This is a genomic window from Kitasatospora sp. NPDC022785 (assembly GCF_055561295.1).
Genome location: NZ_JBVHHB010000019.1, coordinates 25,833 through 49,301 on the forward strand (window position 1 = coordinate 25,833; position 23,469 = coordinate 49,301).

Here is a 23,469-nt window from a genome sequence, read left to right on the forward strand (position 1 = left end):
GCCTCAGCCCTTGAGGCCCGCGGCGCGCAGGCGGCTGCGGACGGCGTCCCAGGCCGGGTCTGCGGGGGCCGGCGGGTTGAGGCCGACGCCGCGGTCCTTGAAGCCGCTGGAGGTGGAGACGCAGACCACCGGCCCGTCGATCGGCTCGTCCAGGGCTCGCAGGCCCGCCAGCCCGGCCGCGGCCGACAGCTCCACCCACAGGCCCTGGGCGGCGAGTTCGGCTTGGGCCTCGCGCAGCCGCCGGTCGTCGAGCAGCAGCGGCCGGCCGCCGCTGTCGCGCAGGGCCAGGACACCGCGGTAGCCGGTGACCGGGCAGTCGATGCCGTACGCATCGGTGGCCCCGACCTCGACCCGGGCGACGGGAAGCCGCTCGCGGACGGCGGCGGCGAGCGGCCCTCCGGTGGCCGGCTCGCAGCTGAACAGCCGCGGGACGCGGTCGGTGAGGCCGAGACGGTGCAGTTCGGCGAAGCCCTTGCCGACGCCGAAGAGCAGTTCGCCGTAGCCGGTCGGCACGAAGACCGCGGCGGGCACGCCGAGGTCGGCGGCGATCTCGTACGCGATGGTCTTGTAGCCCTCCGGTCCGAAGGAGCTGCCGGTGTGGAAGGGGGTGAGGTTGCTGACCGGGAAGAGCCCGAACTCCGCCACGATGCGCTCGGTCAGCGGCCACCGCGCCTCGACGGGCACCGGCAGGACCACGGCCCCGTACGCGTTCAGGAAGGAGGCGGCGGCCGGCGGCACGTCGGGAGAGGCGAGAACGACGCAGCGCAGCCCGGCGCGGGCCGCATAGGCCGCGGCGGAGGCTCCGTGGTTGCCGGAGGAGGCCACCACCACGCCGGGGGCGCCGGTGGCGAGCGCGGCGCTGACGGTGCAGCGGTTGAGCCGGTCCTTGTGGCTCCAGGTCGGGTTGCGCGACTCGTCCTTGACGTACACGCCGTCACCGAGGCCGACCAGCGGCGTGCCGCCCTCGCCGAGCCCGGGAGCGGCCAGCGGCGGCAGCAGCGCCGCCCAGCGGTCGAGCCCGGGGCCGGCGGGCCGCGCGGTGAGGAAGTCGGCGGGCACGCGCGCATAGTCGTAGTCGACCTCGACCGGGTAGGAGACGGTCTCGGTGCTGGTGCGCGGACAGCCGCGGGTCAGCGGGGGGAGCAGCGGATAGCGGACCTGCGGGTCGCCGAGGGAGCGCTGGCCCGAGGCCAGGGACGGTGCCGTCGTCATGCCCGAAATCCTACGAGGCGGCCCCGGTGGCGGACGGGCGGTATGCCTACCGGGGCGGCGAACTGACGGTCTTACGGGAATGTGGTTCCTGGTGGCGTTGAGTCAGACCGCCCTCAGGAATGGCTGGTTCTGCTCGGGCGCGCAGCCCCGGGACGCCCGGCACCGGGGGCCGGTGACGCACGGAACGGGCGCCCGCCCCCAGCGGGGCCCTCCTGCCGGTCGGCGGGAGCGGCCGTGCTTCCCGGACCGCGCCGGAGGCGGCAGAAGAGCCACCGGCAGCCCCTCGCCGGGCTGCCGGTGACGTACAGGGTGGAACTCAGCACTGGGGGCGACGACCGTGGTTCGCCCCGCGCCTCGCCCGTGCCTTCTTCTTGCGACGACGCTTCGACGACATGGCCACTCCTCTCGCGACGGGAACACTGCTCCCGCTATCCACCGTCGCACACCGGGCCCGCGCAGGCCTGCGGAAGCCGGGCCGGGCCGACCAGCCCCGGCTCCCGGCCCCCGCCCCGGCCCCGGCTGCGAACCGCCCGTCCGCCCGGCCGCGCGGTTTCGCGGCCGGGCGGACGCCCCGGACCGGGGCACGATCAGGGGCAGTGCTTCCAGGCGAGGTGGTAGATGGTGTTGATGCTGCCGTCGGTGGAGTCCATGGTCATGAAGCTGGTGGTCCTGGTCGGGTCCGACGTGCCGGCGCCGACCCGGAGCTCGGTGTTGATGTTGAAGTTGCGCAGCTCCCCGCAGGGCGCCCAGACCAGGGCTTCGACGTCGACGGTGTCGGTCGCCTGCCAGCTGTTGTCGAGCGCTCCGGCGAACTGGTGGCTGCGCGAGGTGGTCTGGGGCGAGCCCTGGAAGTAGTAGCTGGCGCGCTCCGTCCCGGTCGCCCCCTTCTCCAGGTGGGCGAAGCCGCGGTAGTCGGCGGAGGCGATCGCGTAGGTGAAGCCCTGCGGGACGTGGACGTTCAGGTTGAGCTGGCAGTTCTTGCGGAAGTCGGTGGGCTTGGACCCGACGCCCACCTGCGCGATGTAGTCGCTGTAGGTGACCGTGAAGGCGGTGTTGTCCGGGGAGACGGCGACGGCCGCCGTGCCGGCCGGGCAGCCGGATCCGTTGACGGTGGCCACGTCGATGACGATCTTGTCCGGCGGAGGCGTCGTCCAGCCCGTGCCGGCGGCGACGCCGCTGAGCGGGATGACGAGCAGTGCCGCGGCTGCGCCGCCGACGGCCATGGTGCGTACGGTCACGGGTGTTTCCTTCCACTTGCCCGCCGTTTCCGGTGTCGCACCCCCACGTGCGGACCTCAGCGGGTTGTCGCGTCCATGTCAGCACCTGGGATCCGTCCCGTACAGGGAGTGCGGGAGGGCGCATCGCAACGCGCCGGGGCGGCCGCGCCCGCGCCGGCCGGCGCCGGCTGCGCGCGGGCGCCGACCGTCCGGCGGGCCACGGTGCAGCGGACCGCGCACCGCTGACCACGGACCGCGGACCGCGGCGGACCTGACGCCCATCCGCGACGGCCGACCGCCCCGGCGCCTCCGGGCCGCGGCCCACGCCTCTCCCCCGGCGGGCCGGATCGGACGGTGGCGGCGATGATCGGAGGACGGCGGCCGACGCTCCCCCGGCAGGCCGATGCTCCCCCGCAGGGCGGGGCGGGCGGGAGCGCGGCCCGGTCGGACGGGAGGACCGAATGGGCCACGACCAGACGCGCCCGGTGCGGCGCGCCACCCCCGAGGAGCGGGCGGCGGGCGGCCGGGCGGCGCGCCACCCGACGCCGCGTTCCGCCCACGGCGAGTACCGGCCGGGCCCGGACCGGCCCGATCCGCTGGCGATCCTGCAGGCCCAGTCGGCGCTGCGGGTGCCGGAGCTGGTGCCGATCCGCTACGGGCGGATGAGCGAGTCCCCGTTCCGCTTCTACCGTGGTGCGGCCGCGCTGATGGCGTCCGATCTCGCGGGCACCCCCGACTCGGGCGTCCGGGTACAGCTGTGCGGCGACGCCCACATGCTGAACTTCCGGCTGCTCGCGTCACCGGAACGGCGGCTGGTCTTCGACATCAACGACTTCGACGAGACACTGCCCGGCCCCTGGGAGTGGGACGTGAAGCGGCTGGCGTCGAGCCTGGTGATCGCGGGCCGGGCGAACGGGTTCGACGAGACGGAGCGCGCGGGCATCGTCGCCGCGACGGTCCGCTCGTACCGGGAGACGATGCGGCGGTTCGCGGGGATGCGCAACCTGGACGTCTGGTACGCGCAGCTGGACTCGCAGCGCCTGCGCGAGCTGGCGGTCGGCCGGGTGTCCAAACGGGCGCGCCAGGGCCTCGACGAGGCGATGTCGAAGGCGCGCACCCGCGACAGCCTGCAGGCCTTCGGCAAGCTCACCGAGATGGTGGACGGCCGGGTGCGGATCGCCGCCGATCCGCCGTTGCTCGTCCCGATCGCCGACCTCCTGCCGGATGTGGAACGGTCGGCCCTGATGACGCTGTTCCACGGCCTGGTCCAGCGTTACGCGCGCACCCTCCCCTCCGACCGGCGGGCCCTGCTCAGCGGATTCCGGCTGGTGGACGCGGCCCGCAAGGTCGTCGGTGTCGGCAGCGTCGGCACCCGGTGCTGGATCTTCCTGCTGCTCGGCCGGGACGGCGACGACCCGCTGTTCCTCCAGGCCAAGGAGGCCGGCGTCTCGGTGCTGGCCCCGTACGTCGGCGCGAGCCTCTACCACAACCAGGGCGAGCGGGTGGTCGCCGGCCAGCGTCTGATGCAGGCGACCAGCGACATCTTCCTCGGCTGGGAGCGCGTCGAGGGGATCGACGGCAGGACCCGGGACTTCTACATCCGCCAGCTCCGCGACTGGAAGGGCATCGTGGTCGCCGAGAAGATGGTGCCGCGCGGCATGCGGGCCTTCGGCGAGCTGTGCGGGGCCACGCTGGCCCGGGCACACGCACGGTCCGGGGATCGCATCGCCATCGCCGCCTACCTCGGGAAGGGGGACGTGTTCGACCGGGCCCTGGTGCGGTTCGCGGAGGCGTACGCCGACCAGAACGAGCGGGACCACCGGGCCCTGGTCGACGCGATCGACGCGGGCCGCCTCCCGGCCGAGGCCGGCTGAGAGGGGCCGGGACGGGCCGAGCCGACCACGCGGGGCGGTCGCGGGAGCCCCGTCACCCCACCGACCCGCCGGTCACGTCCACGACCCGGCCGCTCACGGCCCCGTGACGGGCGCCACCGGCGCGGCGGGTACGGCGGCGCCCGATCCCGGTCGCGGCGCACACGGCGTCAGTCCCGCATGGCCGGCGACTCCGTCTGACCAACGATAATGACTCCGACATGCCCGGCGGGAGGATCATCGACGCGGCCTCCCGGCTGCTGTCACACGGTCTCGCCGGGCCTGGGCGGGGCGATCGGAACAGGGGGTCGAGCTGGCGGCCGCGCTCACCCCGGCCCAGCGCGCCGGACGGCTGGGCCCGCTGGCGCTCCCCGAGGCGGCCGCCGGGCCGCCGAGCCGGATCCGGGACGGCTTCCTGGAGCAGATCCGACGGCTTCCCGACGCCACCCAGGCGGTGCTGCGCGCTCTGCGCGCTGCGAGCGCTCGTGGCGAGCTGCCGGGAGCCGGCCACGGGCGTCATGGACCGGCTGATGACCGGGATCTCCTGCCAGCTGGCCGGCGACCACCCGGCCGCGCGGGAGGCCGCCGCCTGAGCCGTCGCCCACTGCCGCGAGCAGGGCATCAGCGGTTGGCTTCCCACCACGCTCCACCTGCTCGCCCAGACCGAACTGGCCCTTGGCAGCCATGACGAGGCGTCCGCGCACGCCACCGAGGGGCTCCAGCTGGCCGAGTACCACGACCTGGCCCACCGGGCCGCCCGTCTGCGCACCACCCTGGCGATGCTGGCGGGCCTGCGGGGACAGGAGGAGCAGGCCCGCGCCCTGGCCGGCGAAGCCCTGGAGTACACGCGACCGCGCGGGGTGGGACGCGGTGCGGCGGACGCCCTGTGGGCGCTGGGTCTGCTCCGACTCGGCCTGGGCCGGGCGGAGGCCGCGCTGGAACCACTGGAGTCGGCACGGCGCGAGGCGGCCTACCCGCTGCTCTCCCTGCCCCTGCTGCCGGACCTCGTCGAGGCGGCGGGACGCGCCGGCCGCCCGGAACGGGCGACGGAGCCGGCCCGGCTGCTCGGGGAATGGCCCCCGCGCTGGGGCAGCCCGCCCTCTCCGCCCTGGCCCGGAGCCGCGGGCGGGGAGACGGGGCTGACCGCCCGCCGGGACGAGCCGATCAGCCTGCTCAGCCCGCAGGAACGCGAGGTCGTCCGGCTGGCGGCGTCCGGCGCGGGCAACCGGGAGATCGCCACGCAGCTGTTCCTGAGCCCCCGCACCGTCGGACACCACCTCTACCGCGCGTTCCCCAAGCTGGGTGTCAGCTCCCGCACCGAACTCGCCACGCTGCTGGCCTCATGAGGCCGGTACAGTGCGGATAGGGGCTGGTGACGCCGACCGCGAGACCGGGCTCGTAGGTGCCGCGGCCCATCAGGACCGTGTCGGACCTCCGGTCGGCGGCCCCGTCGGTGCCCAACGGCCCGCGGCCCTGGACCGGGACGGTCTCGGGGTACTCGGCCAGGAGTACGGCGGCGAGGTCGCCCTCGAAGGGGAAGAAGTCGAACTGCCCCTCCGGGCCGGCGATGAAGCCGTCGAGGCTGGTGCCGACGAAGTAGGTGAGACGGCGCACACGACCTGCTTTCGGTCAGAGGAGGCGGGGTGACGTCCTTGACGGTAGGCCCGGCGCCGACCGACAGGCATCAGTCGTGCCGACGTAATGTGACCGGTCATCGGCCTGTCGGTCATGGGCCTGCCGGTCATGGGTCGGCGTGCTGTTCGACCGGTGCGGCGGGCGACGACGGCGGGCGACGACGGCAGCCGGGCGGCCCGCCGGATCGCCCCCGACTCGGCAGCCTTGTGGGCGGGTCGGTCGCCGGGAAACCCTGCGCAGGCGGGATAGCCTCGGGCTCCGGCCGGTGCGGCCCGCCCGTGCCGGAGTGCCGAACGCCGGAGGTCCTGCCGTGTCCCTGGTCCGCGTCCACAACTTCTCGGTCTCGCTCGACGGTTACGGGACCGGCGAGGGGCAGAGCCTGGAGGCCCCCTTCGGCCACGCCGGTGACCACCTCCACCGCTGGTTCTTCCACACCAGGACGTTCCGCCGGATGCAGGGCCAGGAGGGCGGCGACACCGGTGTGGACGACGCGATGGCCCGGGCCTGGGGCGACGGCATCGGTGCCGAGATCATGGGGCGGAACAAGTTCGGCCCGCAGCGAGGCCCCTGGGAGAATCACGACTGGACCGGCTGGTGGGGGCCGGACCCGGTGTTCCACACCCCGGTCTTCGTGCTGACCCACCATCCGCGGCCCACGGTGGAGATGGCGGGCGGCACCACCTTCCACTTCGTCGACGCCACCCCGGAGGAGGCGCTCCGCCAGGCCCGGGCGGCCGCCGGCGGCCTGGACGTCCGGATCGGCGGCGGGCCCAGCACCGTCCGCGCCTTTCTGGCCGCCGACCTGGTCGACCACCTGCACGTCGTCGTGGTGCCGATCGTCCTCGGCCGCGGCGAACGGCTCTGGGAGGGACTCGAAGGGCTCGAAGAGCGGTTCCGCACCGAGTCGGTGACCAGCCCGAGCGGCGTGACGCACGTGACCTTCACCCGCGTCTGACCGGCGTGCCGTCGAGTCACCGCGTGGAGCGGGCCCACGCCGGGGTACCGACGCCGGGCGCCCGCCGGTGCATGCACCGGATCGAGGTGAACTGCCCATCCCCGGAGCGGATTTCTGCACGATCGGCGTAGTTCCACGAGGGCGTGGGGATGCGCACCAAGCACATCGGCCGGTCCGTGAGGGCGCTCGGTGCCTCGGTGGCGGTGGTGGCCCTGGCGGTCACCGGCTGCTCGTCGGGCGCCGCCGACGGCGCCGCGGGGGCCGGTTCGTCGTCACCGGCCGCGATCGGGACCGCCTCGCCGACGGCGTCGGCCGCAGCGGCCGGCAGCACGGCGTCGGCGCCCGCACCGTCGCCGAGCGAAACCTGTTTCGACACCTCGATGGTCGGTGACACGACCGTCAGGGGCTATCTGGCCCGCCTTCCCGGCACCGCGCGCATCATCGATCCCGGGCTCTTCATGCGATTGGACGGCCTCCACCTCGACACCCGCACCGACGAACGGCCCTGCCGTCCGGTGGCCGTCACCATCACCCGGTTCTCGGTGCGGCTCGCCCGCACCGGCACGGCGCCGGGGTCGCAGTTCTCGTTCTCGTACACGCCCCTGGACCCGGTCGGGGTGGCGGTCGGTAGGGCCAACGGCGTCATGGCGGGCAGCGTGCCCCCGGCGACCCCGCACTGCACCGGCGTGCTGTCCGTGGTGCACCTGGGCGAAGCCGTCCGGGAGGCGGAGCTCCCGGCGAAGTTCACCATGGTCACGCCGAACCCGCCGCCCACCGCGCCGTACGACCAGAACGTCATCGTGCCGGGCGACCGCATCGTGACCGCCGGGCTGGCGCTGCCCGCCGCCGCCGCCTCCTGCTGATCCGCCCCGGGGCGGGGCCCGCGGGCCCCGCCCCGACGACCCCGCCCCTCGGACCCTGGTGCCGGGCCGGCCGCCGCGGCCTCGCCACCGCGGACCGGTGGGCGCCCGACGACGCTTCCACCACGGGACCCGGACATGCGACCGCTGATGGCCGATTGGAGTGAGCCGGCCCGCCGCCGGCCCGGTCTGTGCTCGGTTCGGGCGTACGTCGGCGCGCTGGTCCTCACAGGTTTGTGCACGCTGGACCGGGGACGGACGGAGGCACGGCCTCCGGACCGGCAGACCGCTGCACGGATCGGAGCACAACATGATCGGGACCCCCGCACCCTTCGACGAGAACGCAGGACCTCCGCCGCTACCGGGCTGCGCCGAGGACGCGGCCGCCGCGCTGAAGCAGATGTTCGTCGACCTGACCCAGGGCGGCCGCATCTCCCGCGGCCAGGACCCCGTCAGGCGGCCGGTGTTCCTCAAGCCGCACGGTGTGGCCCGCGGAGTGCTGACGGTCTCCGCCGACCTGCCGCCCGACCTGCGCGTCGGGTTCCTCAAGGCCGCCCACGAACAGACCGGCGGCCTGACCACCTGGGTGCGTTTCTCCAGCGACACCGTGCCCGGCAGCCCCGACCTCAACACCACCCTCGGCATCGGCATCAAGCTTTTCGGCGTGCCCGGCCCGAAGCTGCTGGACGGCGACACCGAGGCCGGCACCCAGGACCTGCTGCTGCAGAACCACGACGTATTCTTCGTCGACACCGCCCAGGACATGTGCGAGTTCACCAGGGCCGGTGTCGTCGACGGCAGCTACGAGCCGTACCTGCGGGACCACCCGGTCACCCAGGAGATCCTCGACGCGATGGCCACGTTCGAGGAGAGCGTGCTCACCGCGACGTACTGGGGTGTGCTGCCCTACGCCTTCGGCCCCGAGCGGTTCGTCAAGTACAAGCTGGTGCCCGCCGGTTGTGAACCCGGCGATCCTGCGGCGGTGCCCCCCGACGAGGATCCCGCGTACCTGGGCGCCGACCTGCGCCACCGCCTCTCGGCGGGAACGGCGGCCTTCGACCTGCTGCTGCAGTTCCGCACCGACCCGCAACGCATGCCGCTGGACCAGGCCACCGTGCGCTGGGAGGAGTCCGAGAGCGAACCGGTGAAGGTGGCCCGGCTGACCCTCCAGAAGCAGGACGTCACCGCCCGGGGCCAGTCCACGTACGGCGAGAACCTCGCCTACAACCCGTGGCACAGCCTCGCCGAGCACCGACCGGTGGGCAGCATCGCCGAGGTCCGCAGGACGGTCTACCAGGCCTCGGCCGAACAGCGCCGCGACGTCAACGGCGTCCCGGCGGCCGAGCCCGGCCCGGCCCGCCCGCAGATCACGCCGCCGCCCGCCCGCGACACCCGGATCGTCCGGGCCGCCGTGCACCCGGCGATCGGCGTGGCCCGGGTCGGCGACAGCGCGGACGAGTACGTGCTCGCCCCCGAGGTCGACCACCCGGCCCCGCTGCCCACCGGGAGCTACAAGGACGCCACCGGAGCCCTGAAGCGGCAGGCCGTCCGGTTCCGGGTGTACGGCTACAACGCCGCCGGCGAACCGGTCGCCGAGCTGACCGCCGACAACGCGGACCTGCGCTGGACCGTGCACGTCGTCAACTCGAAGGCCGCCTGGTACCAGTTCCAGCTGGCCCTCGACATCCCGGAGGCGGACAAGACCGAGGACAGCAACCTGCGCAATCCCAAGGTCCCCGCCAACCGGCGCAAGCGGCTGGTCATCGACCCCGGCATCCGGTCGGTGCGCGGCCGCAACCGGGCCGGCGGCCCCGAGCACCTCTTCGACACCGGCACCTTCCTGGACCGGCCGGTCTACCTCGGCGAGCTGCGCACCGACGAGAGCGGCCGGCTGATCTTCCTCGGCGGCCGGGGCGTGTCCGCGTCGGCCACCGACACCCCCGCCGACACCTTCGCCAACAACGACGGCTGGCACGACGACGTCTCCGACGGCCCGGTCACCGCCGAGGTCAGCATCGACGGCCGGCCCATCCCGGTCGAGCCGGGCTGGGTGGTCACCGCACCGCCCAACTACGCGCCCGAACTCACCTCGGTGCGGACGATGTACGACCTGGTCCGCGACGTCTTCGTCACCGCCGGCGTCCTCCCCGAACCGCGGCAGCCGTCCTTCACCCGCGACGTGCTGCCCGTCCTGCGCCGCCTCTGCGACCTGCAGTGGGTCAACCAGGGTGTGGCGGTCCAGCTGGGGCACGGCGGGCGGGAGGACCTCCTCGCCCCCGACACCCTCGCCGCGCTGGCGGACCCCTCGCCCGTCCACGAGGAGCTGCGCCGGCAGGTCTGGCTCACGATCCGCAACTACGACCGCGACGGCACGTCCCCGGTGCCGTGGCCGGGGGTCTACGGCGACGCGATGAACGTACCGGCCGAGTCGGTACGCCAGCACGTGACGCTCTCCCCGCTCCAGTACCGCCTCCTGGAGCGCTGGGCCGGCGGGGACTTCGCCGCCGACCACGACCCGCAGGCCACGCCGCCCGCCTCCCTCGACCAGGTGCCGTTCGCCGAGCGGCCCCAGACGCTCGACCGGGCCGCGCTGTCGTTCTGTCTCGCCGACGCCTTCCACCCCGGCTGCGAACTCACCTGGCCGATGCGCCACACCACCCTGTACAGCAGCCCCTTCCGGGTGCGCCGGCGCGATCCGGACCTGCCGCCCCCGCCCGCCTACGGACCGAAGCTCACCCCGCAGACCGCCCTCTCCTTCGACGGACCGCTCTACGCCCAGCGGCCGGGTGACCTGACCCGGTGGATGGCCGTGCCCTGGCAGACCGACACCGCGAGCTGCCGCTCGGGCTACGAGTACCTCTCCGGCTTCGGCATCTACGACCCGTACCTCCCCACCTTCTGGCCGGCCCGGGTGCCCAACCACGTGATCGCCGAGGAGGAGTACGCGATCGTGATGGACACCTCCCGGCCCATGGCCGAGCGCCTGGCGGCCTTCGGGAACCGGCGGGCCTGGCTCCGCTGGCTCCCCCCGCGCTACGTCGACGCCATCAACGCCATGGTGACGGACTTCGGCAAGCTCGGTCTGGTCGAGCGCCGCCCCGGGCCGACCGACGACCCCCGGCTGCCGGCGGAGCTGCTGGTCGAGTCCGAGGTGAGCTTCCCGCCCGAGCCCGCTCCGCCCGCCCGGCGCAACCTGGTCGCCGTGCACGTACCGCTCGGCGCCGACCCGGTGCTCGGCGAGGCCGCGATGGCCACCGCCGTCACCATGGCGGAGCTGCCCGACGAGGAGGTGTCGGCGGGCTTCATCGACAAGGTCAAACGCTTCCGGCGCCACCGGTGACGGTCCGCCCGCGCCCGTCCGGGCCCGTCGACGCCGCCGTGGCCGGCGGCGGCCCGGCGGGCGCGGTCGCGGCGCTGGTCCTGGCGGCCGCGGGCCGGCGCGTCCTGCTCCTCGACCCCGGCGGGCGGTCCCCGTCGGCCGCCGGCCGCCGGGGCGCGTTCAAGATCGGTGAGTCCCTGCCGCCCGCCGCCCGCCCGCTGCTGCGCGATCTCGGGCTGCTGGACGGCTTCCTGGCCGCCGGCCACCCCCCGTCCACGGGGACGTACGCGGCCTGGGGTTCGGCGGCGCTGCACGGTCGCAGCCACCTCTTCGACCCGTACGGGCACGGCTGGCACCTCGACCGGCTCCGCTTCGACGCCTTCCTCCGGGACGCGGCCGTGGCGGCCGGCGCCGAGCTGCGGCGGGCCACCGTGCTGAAGCACGCCGGCGGCCTCCTGACCGTCCGTGAGCGCGACACCGGCGCCGTGACGGAGCTGCAGAGCCGCTGGACGGTCGACGCCACCGGCCGGCGCTGCGTCATCGGCCGCCGGTACGGCCACCGCCACCGGCAGGACCGGCTCGTCGCCGCGTACGCCGTGTTCCGCGATCCCGGCGCCGCGGAGCCGGCGCAGCCGCGGGACGCCGAGGCGCGCACGCTCGTCGAGGCGGCACCGCACGGCTGGTGGTACACCACCCTGACCCCGGCCGGACGCCTGGTCGCCCACCTGACCGACGCCGACCTCGCCGACCCTGCCCTGCGGACACCCCACGGCTTCTGGCACGGCATCACCCGCACCGAGCACGTACGGCGGCGGCTGGCCGGCTACGACCCCGCCGCGACCGCCGTGCCGCGCTGGACGCCCGCCCACGGCCTGCGGCTGAGCCCGGCCGCCGGCCCCGGCTGGGTGGCGGCCGGGGACGCCGCCCTCGCCTTCGACCCGCTCTCCTCGCAGGGCATCCTCACCGCGCTGCACACCGGCGCCCGCGCGGGGCAGACCGTGGCGGCGTGCCTGGCCGCCCCCGGCCCGACGGCCGCCGCGCTCGCCGACTACACGGCGTTCCTGGACGGCGTCGCGGACGCGTACCGGAGAAACCATGCGTACTCGTACGACCAGGAGCGACGTTGGCCGCTCAGCGCTTTCTGGCAGCGCCGGCGGGCGGGCGCCGGAGCCCCGTCCGGCATAGCCTGAAAGAACCCGACCACTTGTCCATGGGGGCAGTCATGACAGCTCCAGCTCCGACGCATGCCGTCTGGGACGCCACGGAGGTCACCCAGTCGGTGCAGGACCTCCAGCACCGCGTCGCCCTGATCGCCGGCAAGGTCACCGTGATCCGCGTCTACGTGAGCGGCACCAGCGGACCCGCCGCCGGTGTGCGCGGTACCGTCACGCTGATCCGGTCGACGACGGACCCCGGCGTCAAGGTGACATCGGTCAACACCATCGCCCTCGACCCCGACGCCGCCCAGGACCTCGCCGCCCGCCGCGCCGACGCGGACCTGAGCCTCAACTTCATCGTGCCGCCCACGCTGACGGCGGAAGGGGCACTCAGCGTGAGCTCGGTGACCCTCAGTGATGCACTGACCGGTGCCGTCCTCCCGCTCGGTGCCACCGGCGCCGGCCCGACCGTGCTGTTCCGCAGCGGCCCGCCGCTGCGGATCCGCGTCCTCGGACTGCGCTACAGCACGACGGACCCGCCGGGCACCTTCACCCCGCGGGACCTGGACTTCAACGCCCTGGTCAGCTGGCTCAAACGCGCCTACCCGGTGGCCGAGGTCATCAGCTCACACGCCGTCATCGACGCCACCGCCACACCACCCTTCACGTGTGAGGACACCAACGCCCAGCTCGCGGCCATCCGCAACCTGGACATCAGTGCCGGCGGTGACCGGCGCACCCACTACATCGGCCAGGTCGCCGACGGCGGGTTCTTCCTGCGGGGGTGCTCCTCCGGCCTCCCCGTGGCGGCCGACCCGAGCGTCGTCGCCTCGTCGCCGTGCGGTTCGGCGCCGTTCGGCTGGGACTTCGACGGCACCTACGGCGACTGGTACGGCGGCCACGAACTCGGCCACACCTTCGGCCGCCGGCACCCCGGCTTCTGCGGTGAGTCCCCGGACGACCGGCAGGGCTACCCCTTCCAGAGCGGGCAACTCGCCGACGGGCCGGACACCTTCGTCGGGTTCGACGTGGGCGACCCGGCGCTGAACCTGCCGATGAAGGCCAGGCCGGGGATGCAGTGGCACGACGTGATGACCTACTGCGACCGCCAGTGGATGAGCAGCTACACCTACGAGGGCATCCGCCGGCGGCTGGCCGCCGAGGACTCGCTCGTGGCCGGTGCCCCGCTGCCCGAGGACACCCCGGTGTCCGCCGCCGCCCCGCTCACCGCCGCCCAGCTCACCGTCGTCCCGGTCGCCGGGCCTCCCCGGCCCGGGGGAGGCCGCCCCGACGAGCGGTTCCCGAAGCTGTCCGTCAGCCTCGCGCCTCAACCGGCGGCCGAGCCCGCGCTCCGGGCGGCCGGAGCCGCTCCGGAGGCCGAGCAACTCGTCAGCGTCGTCGGCACGGTGAACCTCAGCCGGCGCGAGGGCGGCATCCGTTTCGTCAATCCGGTGACGCCACTGGCCGCGCAACCCGCCCAGCCCGGCGGTACGGCCGGTCCGGACGGTGAGGCCGCCGGCCCGAACGGCGGGACCCGGGTGGTCCTGCGGATCCGGCAGACGGACGGCGCACCGCCGCGCGAGATCCCGGTCCCGGTCAAGCTCGCCTCCGAGCTGGGCCCGAACGACGACCGCACCGGCCTGGTGGACACCGTCGTGCCGGTCGGGGCCAGCCCGGAGGCGATCGAGCTGGTCGTCGGCGGCCAGGTCGTGGACACCTTCCGCCCCGGCGGCGCACCGCCGGCCCTGCGCGCCGCCCGCCACGCGAGCGCCGCGGCCGGGGCGTTCGGGCTGGCGCTGGACTTCGACAGGGGACCGGAGGCCGGCCAGACCTTCACCGCACAGGTCAGCACCGACAGCGGCGCCACGTGGCAGACGATCGGCGTCGGTCTGAAGGACCCGACGATCCAGGTGGATCGCAGCCAGTTCCGCCCGGGCGACCAGGTCCAGCTGAGGATCATCTCGACCAACGGGTTCACGAGCACGGCAGCCGACATCCAGGAGATCCAGGTCTGAGCGGACCTCCTCCGCGGGGCCGGCCCCGGGAACGGCCGGCCCCGCGGTGGCCGCTGCTCCCGGGGCGCCGGGATCACTCCCCGCCGGCCGGGTCGGCCAGGGCCGACGCCTCCTCCCTGAGCTGCTCCTCGGACGCGCCGCGCCGCCAGTAGCCGGAGAAGTCGACGGCCCGCCGGTCGAGGCCGCGCTCGCCGACCAGGTGGCGCCGCAAGGCCCGCACCACCCCGGACTCGCCCGCGATCCACGCGTACGGCGCGCCCGCGGGCAACCGGGCCGCCCGGACGGCGTCGAGCAGCCCACCCCGGTGGGCGGGGTCGCGGACCAGCCAGGTGAGCTCCGCGTCCGCCCCGGCCGGCAGGTCCTGGACGTCCCGGGCGTGCGGCACCTCGATCCACGCCCTCACCCTGGTGCCGGCCGGCAGCCACTCCAGGATCGCGCCGACGGCGGGCAGTGCGGTCTCGTCGGCCGCCAGCAGGACCCAGTCGGTGCCCTCCGGCGGCCGGAAGCCCACGCTGCGGTTGTCCGCGACGCGCGGCCCGAGCAGGATCACCCGGTCGCCGGGCCCGGCCGCCGCCGCCCACCGGGACGCCGGGCCGGCCGCCTCCCCTGGAAGACCGGTGCCGTGCAGCGCGAAGTCCACGTCCACCTCGGCGAGTTCGGGCCGGTGCGCGCGGACGGTGTAGGAGCGCATCACCGCCCGCTCGTCGGCCGGCAGCGCCCGCCAGGCGGCGAACCAGTCCGGGCCGGCGTCGACCGGCAGGACCGGGGCCGGCTGCCCGGGGTGCGGCAGGAAGAGCGAGAAGCTCTGGTCGCGCCCGCCGCCGGCGAAGCCCGTCAGCTGCTCGCCGCCGAAGGTGACGCGCGCCATGGTGGGCCCGAGCCGTACGGCCCGCACGACGCGGGCCTCGAAGAACCCGAACTGGGCCGCGACCGCGGCCTCGTCGGCCTTCATCAGAGCTTCTTGGCGGCCTGGACGGCCTTGGCGAGGTTCTCCAGCAGCGGCGCCGCTCCGGCGTAGGAGAACCGCGGCACGGCGTCCCAGGCGACGACCTGGCCGGCCTTGACCGCGGGCAACCGGCCCCAGGCGGGCTTCGCCGCGAGGTCCCTGGGCTGCAGCGCGGTCGGGCGGGCGTCGAGGATGATCAGGTCCGCGGCGTACTTGTCGGCGTTCTCCCAGCTCAGCGCCTCGAAGTAGTCGCCCTCCGCCAGCTTGTCGGGGACGACGAAGTCGACGCCGAGGTCCGCGAAGTAGATCAGGTCGGTGGCGATCTTCGGGTTCGAGACGTAGAAGAGGTCGGCGCTGCCGGAGGCGGCCATCACCTTGATCCCGCCGGCGGCCCTGACAGCCCGGCGCAGCTGCTCGGCGGCCGCCTCGAAGCGGGCCTTGGCGTCGGTGACCTTCCTGGCCGTCAGGTCGGCGCCGAGCGAAGCGGCCAGCGTGGCGTAACGCTCGATCGGCTGGGTCATCGGCACCCGGCCGGTGGTGACGGCGACGCTCGGGGCGAGCTTGAGGATCTTGTCCTTCGACTCGTCCGGCACGTACCAGAGCGCGTCGGGGTCGTACATGTGGGTGACCAGGAGTTCGGGGCGGAGCGCGGCGTACTTCTCGACCGAGAACTCGCCCCAGGCGTTTCCGACGATCTCGACCTGGTCGAGGCGGACGTCCCCGGCCTGCCGGTCGGCCTTGCCGTCCGGGGCCTTCGTCTCGCCGAAGACGCCCACGATCCGGTGGTCGACACCGAAGTCGACGAGGGCGGCGGCGGTGCCGGTGAAGGCGACCACCCGGGTCGGGACCGTCCTGGCGGTGACGGTGGTCTTCCGGTCGTCGGTGAAGCTCCACGGGCCTCCGGCGGCCGGCCCGCTCTCGGCCGACGATGAAGGGCTCGTGCCGCCACAGGCGGTGAGCAGGGCGCCGAGGGTGGCGGCGCCGCCCGCGGCCAGGAGGCCACGGCGGGAGAGGTCGGCAGTTCCGGGCATGGGCATGGTGGTGCTTCTTTCACGGCATTGACGAATCGGAAGATAGGTTAACCTAACCTAAGTTCACCATCGGGCGTCACCCGCCCGCCGCTCGGAAGTACCGGAGCCACCTTGTCCGTCACCACCTCCCTCCCGGCCCCGGGGGACCAGGCCCGTGCCCGCCCGGCCGGGCGCGGGGCCGCCCGGGCCGCGGGGCTGGCCGCCTCCGCGCTGGTGCTGCTCACCGTCCTGGCCCTCAGCATCGGCTTCGGCGCCAAACCACTGTCACCGGCCGAGGTCTGGCACGGCCTCACCGACCCCGCGTCACCCGCCTACACGGTGGTGCACGAGATGCGGCTGCCCCGCACCCTGCTCGGTCTGCTCACCGGCGCGGCGCTCGGCCTGGCGGGAGGGGTGATGCAGGCCCTGACCCGCAATCCGCTCGCCGATCCCGGGCTGCTCGGGATCAACGCGGGCGCCTCCGCCGCGGTCGCCACCGCCGTGGGATTCCTCGGCGTCACCTCCTTCGGCGGCTACGTCTGGTTCGCGCTGGCCGGCTCGGCCGTCGTGGCCGTCCTGGTCTACGCGGTCGGCGGCGGGCGCAGTGCCACCCCGGCCCGGCTCGCGCTCGCGGGCTCGGCCCTCAACGCCACGCTCTTCTCGTTCGTCAGCGCCGCCATGGTGCTCGAGTCCGCCTCGCTCGACAAGATCCGCTTCTGGACGGTCGGTTCACTGGCCGGCGCCGGTCCGTCCACGGCGCGCCAGGTGCTGCCGTTCGTCGCGGCAGGCCTGCTGCTCGCGTTCGCGCTGGCCCGGCCGCTCAACGCGCTCGCCCTCGGCGACGACTCGGCGCGGGCCCTCGGCGCCCGACCCGCCGTGACCAGGGCCGCCGCGATCGCCGCGGTGACCCTGCTCTGCGGGTCGGCGACGGCCGCCTGCGGCCCGATCGTCTTCGTCGGGCTGATGGTCCCGCACTTCGTCCGCGCGCTCACCGGGCCCGACCTGCGCTGGCTGTTCCCCTACTGCGCGGTCCTCGCGCCCGTGCTGCTGCTGGGCGCCGACGTGCTCGGCCGGCTGCTCGGCCGCCCGGGAGAACTGCAGGCCGGCATCGTCACGGCGGTGGCCGGCGGCCCGTTCTTCCTCTGGTTCGCCCGGCGCCGGAGGGTCGGCGCATGAGCCGGCGATCGACTGGAAGGTCCCTATGAGCGTCATCAGGTTCGGCGGCCGCTCCGTCCGCTACCGCCCCCGCGCCCTGGCCGCCGGTTCGGCCTGCGCGCTCGCCGCGCTGGCGGTCGGCGTACTGGCCCTCGGCAGCGGCGACTACCCGCTGAGCCCGGCGGACGTCCTGCGCACCCTCACCGGTGGCGGCTCCCCCGCCGAGGACTTCGTGGTCAACGAGCTCAGGCTGCCCCGGCTGGCCACCGCCCTGCTGGTCGGCGCCGCCCTCGCGCTGGCCGGAGCGCTGTTCCAGTCACTCGTCCGCAACCCGCTGGGCAGCCCCGACATCCTCGGCTTCACCCAGGGCGCGGCCACCGGGGCACTGCTGGTCGTGGTCGCCGGCGGCAGCAGCCTCGCGCTGGCCACCGGGGCGGCCGCCGGCGGACTGGCCACCGGAGCCGTGATCTACGCCCTGGCGTGGCGCCACGGTGTGCACGGTCACCGGCTGGTGCTGGTCGGCATCGGCACCGCCGCGATCCTCACCGGGATCAACGGCTACCTGCTCACCCGGGCGTCGCTCACCGACTCCGCCCGCGCGATGCTCTGGCTCACCGGCAGCCTGGACGGGCGGGGCTGGGCCGACGCCGCCCCGCTGCTGGTCGCGCTCGCCGTCCTCGGACCGGCCGTCCTGCTCGGCGGCGGGCGGGCGGTGACCGTGCTGGACATGGGGGACGACGCGGCGAGCGGCCTCGGCATCCACCCCGAGCGGCTGCGCCTGATGCTGCTCTCCTCGGCCGTCCTAATCTCCTCGCTCGCGGCGGCGGCCGCCGGTCCGGTCTCCTTCGTCGCGCTCACCGCGCCGCAGCTGGCCCGCCGGCTCACCCGCGCCCCCGGACCCAACCTGCTCGCCGCCATGACCACCGGCGCCGCCCTGCTGGTCACCGCCGACTTCGCCGCGCAGCGGCTGTTCGCCGACCACCAGCTGCCGGTCGGCGTGGTCACCGGCGTCCTCGGCGGCGGCTATCTGATCCGGCTGCTGGCCACCGAGCGCCGGGCGGGCCGGATATGACGGCACCGGGCGGGCCGGATACGACGGCGGTGGGCACCTCCCCACCGGACGGAACACCACCCCCACGAGACGGAGCACCGACCATGGCGGACGCCGGAACGCGACTGGCCGCCCACGACCTCACCCTCGCGTACGAGCGGCGGACCATCGCCGAGCACCTGACGGTCGCCGTCCCCGACCGGTCGTTCACGGTCGTCGTCGGCCCCAACGCCTGCGGAAAGTCCACCCTGCTGCGAGCGCTCTCGCGCACGCTCAAGCCGGCGGCCGGCAGCGTGTTCCTGGACGGGCGGTCCATCAGCACCGTGCCGGCCAAGGAGGTGGCCCGCACCCTCGGGCTGCTGCCGCAGTCCTCGGTCGCGCCCGAGGGGATCACCGTGGCCGACCTGGTCGCCCGCGGGCGCTACCCCCACCAGGGCCTGCTGCGCCAGTGGTCGCCCCGGGACGAGCGGGTGGTCGAGGAGTCGATGGCCGACACCGGCGTCGCCGACCTCGCCGACCGGCTGGTCGACGAGCTCTCCGGCGGCCAGCGCCAGCGCGTCTGGATCGCCATGGCGCTGGCCCAGGAGACCGCGCTCCTGCTCCTGGACGAGCCCACCACCTACCTGGACATCGCCCACCAGATCGAGATCCTCGACCTCTGCGCCCGCCTGCACGAGGAGCGCGGCCGCACCCTGGTCGCCGTCCTGCACGACCTCAACCACGCGGCCCGGTACGCCACCCACCTGATCGCCATGCGCGACGGCCGGGTGGTGGCCGCGGGCGAGCCGGCCCGGATCGTCACCGCCGAGCTCGTCGAGGAGGTCTTCCGGCTCCCCTGCCGGGTGATCGACGACCCGGAGACGCACACTCCGCTGGTCGTCCCGGCCGCCCGCAGGACGGCCCGGTCGGGCGCCCGCCCCTGAGCGGCCGGGCGGCGGGACCATCCGCCGCCCGACCGCGCGGACCGGCAGCAAGGTTCGCACTCGGACAGGTGACAGATCGTGCGACGGCAGCAGCCCCGTGCAACCGTTGCTACGCCACCAACCGTGGCGAACGGCAACACCGGGAGAACCTCATGAGCGCCGACCGTATTGAATCGAAACAGCTCGCCGCGGCTGCGGCCCAGGGTGTCGCGATCGCGATCGCGGCCCGCAACTCCCCTGGCGAGTTCGACATCTCCAGGCCCATCGTCGCCGGCTTCTTCCCGGAGGAGCTCTTCGAGGTGACGCTGGCGCAGAGCTTCGACGGACAGTTCGCGGTGAAGAACGTCCAGCCCCTCAAGGCTCCGCGGTAGACCCCGCCATGCCGCAGGACAACGCCGACGACGGCGGGGGACTGCTCTGCCCCAGCGCGCCGGCCGACCCTGCGGGGTCGGTCCTGATCGGAGTCGTGGCGGGCACACCCGCCGCACCGCGGGTCGTCCCGACCGCGCAGGCGATGCCCGTCAGCCTTGAGATCATCGAACTGGCCCGGCCCGCCTCACCCGGCGAGGTCTTCCGCTTCGCGGGGGCATGCCAGGCGTCGGGCTGCATCCACTTCAGGGACTCGGCCTGCCAGATCGCCGCCCGCAGCGCCGTGCTGCTGGACGAGGTGGTCGAGGACCTGCCGAGATGCCCGATCCGTGCGCAGTGCCGCTGGTTCCACCAGGAAGGGCCCTCGCTCTGCCGGCGCTGCCCGCAGATCGTGACGGAGCAGTACAGGCCCTCGGCGGAGATGCTGCGGATCGTGAACGAGAACGATCCGCCCGCGAGCGCCGGCGCCGGTCTCGCACCGTGAACCGACCGCCCGTCGGAGGCTCGCCTCCGACGGGCGGTCGGCTGTGCCCGGTCGCCGTGCGTGGCCGCCGTGCGTGGACGGCCGTCAGTCGTCAGCCGCACGCCGTCCGTGGCCGGCCGTGCGCGGACGCTTGTGCGTCGTCAGCCGTTGTCGGCTGCCGCGTCGGTGTCCGCCTGGGCGGCGGCGCTCTCGGCGGCGTCCAGTTTCTGCTGCATGTCCTGGGCCTGGGCGCTGTCGGCCGCGCCGCCGTCCTGCTTGCCCGCGGAGGAGCCGGTGGTGGCCCCCGTGTGGGATCCGGAGGGGCCACAGCCGGCGAGGAGGGCGGCTGCCGCCAGGGCCAGCGCCGCGAGCACGGCGGCGGGGCGGCGGGTCACTTGCCGGCCCCCTCGTTGTGGGCGGCGCACCAGGTCGCCACGGCCTTGAGGTCGCCCTGGCGGGCCTGCAGCGTGGTGACGAGGGCCTTGCGGGCGGTCAGCCGGTTGGTGAGGTAGGTCTCGATCTCGGCGTGGCCGGCGGCCTTGGCCTCCGTGACCCGCTGCTGCAGGCGGGCGACGGAGCCGACCACGGTGGCGTCGCCGTTGAGCCGGTTCACCGCCTTGGTGACTCGCTCCTCGGTCTTGGGCAGCCGCTTGCAGATGTTCTTCGCACCGTCACTCTTCGGCGTCGCCGCGGCGGTCGGGGCACCCGACGGCGAGCCGCCGCCCCCGTCGGCATGGGCCGGCACGGCGGCGAGCAGCGAACCGGCGATGGCGAGGGCGCCGAGGGCGGCGGCCTTGCGGCTGACGGACACACGGTTGGCGGGCATGTGGCTTCCTTTCTCCGTTACGGGTGCCGGCACCGGCCGGGCGCACAAGGGCCGGCCGGTGCCGGGACGGTCGCCAGGAGAGTAGGACGGCTCTTTGTGGATTCCCTGTGGAACGGGGAACGGGGAAGGGGACCGGCGGCAAGCGGCAAGCCGCGGGCGGCAGTGGCGGAGCCGGACGGCGGCTCAGTGGCCGGTGCCCGAGATCCAGTCGCGGCCGGCCGGCAGCTCGATGGTCGGGGCATCCGGGCGGGGCCGCGGCAGCCTGACCTCCATCCGGCAGCCGCCGCCGGGCGGGGTCGTGATCCGGACCGTCCCCCGGTGCAGCGCGACCTGCTGCGCGACCAGGGTGAGGCCGAGGCCCGAGCCGGGACTGTCGCGCCGGCGGTGGAACCGGCGGAACACCGCCTCCCGCTCGGCCGGGCCGATCCCGGGGCCGCGATCGTCCACGGTGAGCAGCACGGTCTCGCCCTCGGCCGCGAGCCGGAGCGCCACCTGCGCCGGCTCCTGCCCCTGGCGGCCGTGCACAGCGGCATTGCCGAGCAGGTTGGCGAGCATGATCCTCAGTCCGGGCTCCCAGCCGAACACCCGCACCTCCTGCGGGACGTCCGCCGTGAAAGCCGCCTGCGGATGGCGGCGGGCGGCCTCGCCGACCGCCGCGTCGGCGACCTCGGCGAGGTCCACCGACCGGAACGCGTCCACCTGGACCAGGTCGCCCCGGGCGAGCGCGGCCAGCGCCGTGAGCAGGTCGAGCATCCGGGCGTGGTCGTCCCGCAGCTCGGCGACGATCTCCGCCCGGTCGGCGGCGGGCAGATCCGGGTGGGCGGCCAGCACGTCCAGATTGGTGCGCAGGCTCATCAGGGGGGTCCGCAGTTCGTGCGAGGCCGTGGAGGAGAACGCGCGGGCGGTGTCCAGGGCCTGGGCGGTGCGCTGCGCCTGCTCGTCGTAGCGGGCGAGGAGGAGCGCGAGCGCGGCGGAGAGCTCGTCCACCTCCGTCGTCCCGGTCCGCTCCGCCACGAAGCCGCGACCGGCCGGGCCGGGGGTGCCGGCAGGATCGTCGGCGTCGGCCGGACGGGGTGCACCGGCCGGTCCGCCGGCGGTGTCCGGCCCGCCGGCGCCGTTCGCCCCGCTGGTGGCGGCCGGTGCCGCCGGGTCGAGCGCGGCCGCGCGGCGGCTGAGCCGGCGCAGCGGCGCCGTCGCCCGCTCGGCGAGGACGAACCCGATCAGCGCGGAGACCGGCGCCGCGACCAGCGCCACCAGCAGCACCCGCCGCCGGACGGCGGCCGTCTCACTGTCGGCCTGCCCCGCGGGCGCCACCACCCAGAGCGTGCCGCCGGAGCCGGCCGCCCCCGCGGCGCCGACCCTGACGGTCAGCACCCGCCAGGCCCTGCCCTGGTCGCGCACAGTCACCGGACCGCCCGGCACGGCGGGGAAGGCCTCCGCGTCGGCGGGCTGCGGACCGACCGACAGCAGGACGGACCCGTCCTGGCCGGTCACCCGCACGCCCGCGTCCAGGGCCGAGTCCAGCACCTTCCGCTGCTGGGTCTGCTCGGCCTTGGGCCGGCCCTTGCTGTCGGCGGCCACGAGGGCGCGGACGTTGGGCAGGACGGCGGCCGCCCGGTCGTTGAGCCGGGTGTCCTGCTGGTGGCGCAGGTCCCGGCCGACAAGCGGCAGGAGCAACAGCCCGGCCAGGGCCACCAGGAGCGGCACCACGGCGGCCGCCCACAGCGCGATCCGGGTGGAGAGCTTCACGGCGACCCCGCCCCGTCGCCGCCGGGTATCCGCAGGACGAAGCCGACGCCCCGCACGGTATGGAGCAGCCGGGGCCGGCCGCCCGCCTCGATCTTGCGCCGCAGGTAGCTGACGAAGGTGTCGACGGCGTCGCTGCGGACGTCGAAGTCGTAGCCCCAGACCCGCTCCAGCAGCACCTCCCGGGAGAGCACCAGGCCGGCGTTGCGCGCGAGCTGGGTGAGCAGCTCGTACTCCCGGCGGGTCAGCCGGAGTTCCTCGCCGTCGAGCCGGGCCTGCCGGGTTGCCGGATCGATCACCAGCGGGCCGGCCACCACCCGGTCATCCGGTTGCGGGGGCCGGCGGCGCAGCAGCGCCCGCAACCGCAGCACCAGTTCCTCCAGCGCGAACGGCTTCACCAGGTAGTCGTCCGCCCCCGCCTGCAGCCCGGCGACGCGGTCGGCGGGCTCGTCCAGGGCCGAGAGCATCAGCACGGGGATGTCGTCGCCACGGGTCCGCAGGGTGCGGCAGACCTCGGCGCCGCTGAGGCCGGGCATCGACACGTCGAGGACCAGGACGTCCGGCGCGGCGGCCGCCAGCACGGCGAGTGCGGCCTCGCCGTCCTCGGCCAGGCTCACCGAGAACCCGCTCAGCCGCAGGCCGCGCTCCAGGCTGCGCCGGATCGCCGCGTCGTCGTCGACCACCAGCACCCTGCCGGTGGGGCCGCCCACGGCCCCGGGCCCGCTCCCGTTCATCGGCG

The 23,469-nt window shown here is 74.9% G+C and carries 22 protein-coding genes; 12 read left to right on the forward strand and 10 right to left on the reverse strand.

The window, feature by feature from the left end; all coding sequences use genetic code 11:
- Positions 1–3: 3 nt before the first annotated feature.
- From ACZ3YO_RS26180 to ACZ3YO_RS26190, 3 genes are all read right to left on the reverse strand, one after another.
- Positions 4–1,212 carry a threonine synthase gene (locus ACZ3YO_RS26180; RefSeq protein WP_465573655.1) on the reverse strand — a complete coding sequence of 403 codons (1,209 nt, stop codon included), beginning with the start codon at positions 1,210–1,212 and terminating at the stop codon, positions 4–6.
- A 316-nt stretch (positions 1,213–1,528) separates the two neighbouring features.
- The gene (locus ACZ3YO_RS26185; RefSeq protein ID WP_464336931.1) at positions 1,529–1,606 is read right to left on the reverse strand and encodes a hypothetical protein; all 78 of its coding nucleotides are present in this window, start codon (positions 1,604–1,606) and stop codon (positions 1,529–1,531) included.
- A 193-nt stretch (positions 1,607–1,799) separates the two neighbouring features.
- Positions 1,800–2,435 carry a DUF4360 domain-containing protein gene (locus tag ACZ3YO_RS26190; RefSeq protein ID WP_465573982.1) on the reverse strand — a complete coding sequence of 212 codons (636 nt, stop codon included), beginning with the start codon at positions 2,433–2,435 and terminating at the stop codon, positions 1,800–1,802.
- Between the two features lie 455 nt (positions 2,436–2,890).
- Here ACZ3YO_RS26190 and ACZ3YO_RS26195 point away from each other — a divergent pair, with 455 nt between their 5' ends.
- Positions 2,891–4,303, forward strand: a complete 1,413-nt coding sequence (locus ACZ3YO_RS26195) for a DUF2252 domain-containing protein (RefSeq protein ID WP_465573657.1) — start codon at positions 2,891–2,893, stop codon at positions 4,301–4,303.
- A 776-nt stretch (positions 4,304–5,079) separates the two neighbouring features.
- Positions 5,080–5,646: a helix-turn-helix transcriptional regulator gene (locus ACZ3YO_RS26200; protein WP_465573659.1), complete on the forward strand. Its 567-nt coding sequence runs from the start codon at positions 5,080–5,082 to the stop codon at positions 5,644–5,646.
- On the opposite strand, the gene ACZ3YO_RS26205 is transcribed toward ACZ3YO_RS26200, so the two are convergent.
- Complete coding sequence (locus ACZ3YO_RS26205) at positions 5,606–5,914, reverse strand: hypothetical protein (RefSeq protein ID WP_465573662.1); 309 nt, start codon at positions 5,912–5,914, stop codon at positions 5,606–5,608. The two genes, ACZ3YO_RS26200 and ACZ3YO_RS26205, sit on opposite strands and share 41 nt — an antisense overlap.
- 331 nt (positions 5,915–6,245) lie before the next feature.
- Here ACZ3YO_RS26205 and ACZ3YO_RS26210 point away from each other — a divergent pair, with 331 nt between their 5' ends.
- The 5 genes from ACZ3YO_RS26210 to ACZ3YO_RS26230 all read left to right on the forward strand — a co-directional run bounded on the left by ACZ3YO_RS26210 (position 6,246) and on the right by ACZ3YO_RS26230 (position 14,241).
- On the forward strand, positions 6,246–6,890 hold the full coding sequence (locus ACZ3YO_RS26210) for a dihydrofolate reductase family protein (protein WP_396324954.1): 645 nt from the start codon (positions 6,246–6,248) through the stop codon (positions 6,888–6,890).
- A gap of 149 nt (positions 6,891–7,039) precedes the next feature.
- A complete protein-coding gene (locus ACZ3YO_RS26215; RefSeq protein WP_465573665.1) occupies positions 7,040–7,753 on the forward strand; it encodes a hypothetical protein in 714 nt (237 codons plus the stop codon).
- Positions 7,754–8,060: 307 nt separating this feature from the next.
- On the forward strand, positions 8,061–11,090 hold the full coding sequence (locus ACZ3YO_RS26220; RefSeq protein ID WP_465573668.1) for a LodA/GoxA family CTQ-dependent oxidase: 3,030 nt from the start codon (positions 8,061–8,063) through the stop codon (positions 11,088–11,090).
- Positions 11,087–12,259, forward strand: coding sequence for a tryptophan 7-halogenase (locus ACZ3YO_RS26225; RefSeq protein ID WP_465573671.1), 1,173 nt, complete (start codon positions 11,087–11,089; stop codon positions 12,257–12,259). Before ACZ3YO_RS26220 ends, ACZ3YO_RS26225 begins: the two co-directional genes overlap by 4 nt.
- Positions 12,260–12,291: 32 nt before the next feature.
- Positions 12,292–14,241: a hypothetical protein gene (locus ACZ3YO_RS26230; RefSeq protein WP_465573674.1), complete on the forward strand. Its 1,950-nt coding sequence runs from the start codon at positions 12,292–12,294 to the stop codon at positions 14,239–14,241.
- A gap of 73 nt (positions 14,242–14,314) precedes the next feature.
- Here ACZ3YO_RS26230 and ACZ3YO_RS26235 read toward each other — a convergent pair whose 3' ends face one another.
- Both ACZ3YO_RS26235 and ACZ3YO_RS26240 read right to left on the reverse strand, forming a co-directional pair.
- The gene (locus ACZ3YO_RS26235) at positions 14,315–15,193 is read right to left on the reverse strand and encodes a siderophore-interacting protein (protein WP_465573677.1); all 879 of its coding nucleotides are present in this window, start codon (positions 15,191–15,193) and stop codon (positions 14,315–14,317) included.
- The gene (locus tag ACZ3YO_RS26240) at positions 15,193–16,224 is read right to left on the reverse strand and encodes an ABC transporter substrate-binding protein (RefSeq protein ID WP_465573680.1); all 1,032 of its coding nucleotides are present in this window, start codon (positions 16,222–16,224) and stop codon (positions 15,193–15,195) included. Before ACZ3YO_RS26240 ends, ACZ3YO_RS26235 begins: the two co-directional genes overlap by 1 nt.
- Before the next feature lie 105 nt (positions 16,225–16,329).
- On the opposite strand from ACZ3YO_RS26240, the gene ACZ3YO_RS26245 reads away from it, so the two are divergent.
- The 5 genes from ACZ3YO_RS26245 (at position 16,330) to ACZ3YO_RS26265 (ending at position 20,179) form a co-directional block, all read left to right on the forward strand.
- On the forward strand, positions 16,330–17,373 hold the full coding sequence (locus tag ACZ3YO_RS26245) for a FecCD family ABC transporter permease (protein WP_465573682.1): 1,044 nt from the start codon (positions 16,330–16,332) through the stop codon (positions 17,371–17,373).
- A 25-nt stretch (positions 17,374–17,398) separates the two neighbouring features.
- Positions 17,399–18,424, forward strand: coding sequence for a FecCD family ABC transporter permease (locus tag ACZ3YO_RS26250; RefSeq protein WP_465573685.1), 1,026 nt, complete (start codon positions 17,399–17,401; stop codon positions 18,422–18,424).
- A gap of 83 nt (positions 18,425–18,507) precedes the next feature.
- Positions 18,508–19,326: an ABC transporter ATP-binding protein gene (locus ACZ3YO_RS26255; RefSeq protein WP_465573687.1), complete on the forward strand. Its 819-nt coding sequence runs from the start codon at positions 18,508–18,510 to the stop codon at positions 19,324–19,326.
- Between the two features lie 152 nt (positions 19,327–19,478).
- Positions 19,479–19,697 carry a hypothetical protein gene (locus ACZ3YO_RS26260; protein ID WP_465573690.1) on the forward strand — a complete coding sequence of 73 codons (219 nt, stop codon included), beginning with the start codon at positions 19,479–19,481 and terminating at the stop codon, positions 19,695–19,697.
- Between the two features lie 8 nt (positions 19,698–19,705).
- Positions 19,706–20,179 (forward strand): hypothetical protein, encoded by a 474-nt coding sequence (locus ACZ3YO_RS26265; RefSeq protein ID WP_465573692.1) that lies wholly within the window; start codon positions 19,706–19,708, stop codon positions 20,177–20,179.
- A 140-nt stretch (positions 20,180–20,319) separates the two neighbouring features.
- Here the strand turns inward: ACZ3YO_RS26265 and ACZ3YO_RS26270 are convergent, their stop codons facing one another.
- From ACZ3YO_RS26270 to ACZ3YO_RS26285, 4 genes are all read right to left on the reverse strand, one after another.
- A complete protein-coding gene (locus ACZ3YO_RS26270) occupies positions 20,320–20,553 on the reverse strand; it encodes a hypothetical protein (protein WP_465573695.1) in 234 nt (77 codons plus the stop codon).
- The gene (locus ACZ3YO_RS26275) at positions 20,550–20,984 is read right to left on the reverse strand and encodes a hypothetical protein (protein ID WP_465573697.1); all 435 of its coding nucleotides are present in this window, start codon (positions 20,982–20,984) and stop codon (positions 20,550–20,552) included. The genes ACZ3YO_RS26270 and ACZ3YO_RS26275 overlap by 4 nt, the downstream gene beginning before the upstream one ends.
- Positions 20,985–21,167: 183 nt before the next feature.
- Positions 21,168–22,733, reverse strand: coding sequence for a sensor histidine kinase (locus ACZ3YO_RS26280; RefSeq protein ID WP_465573700.1), 1,566 nt, complete (start codon positions 22,731–22,733; stop codon positions 21,168–21,170).
- Positions 22,730–23,464, reverse strand: coding sequence for a response regulator transcription factor (locus ACZ3YO_RS26285; RefSeq protein ID WP_465573702.1), 735 nt, complete (start codon positions 23,462–23,464; stop codon positions 22,730–22,732). Before ACZ3YO_RS26285 ends, ACZ3YO_RS26280 begins: the two co-directional genes overlap by 4 nt.
- Positions 23,465–23,469: the final 5 nt, after the last annotated feature.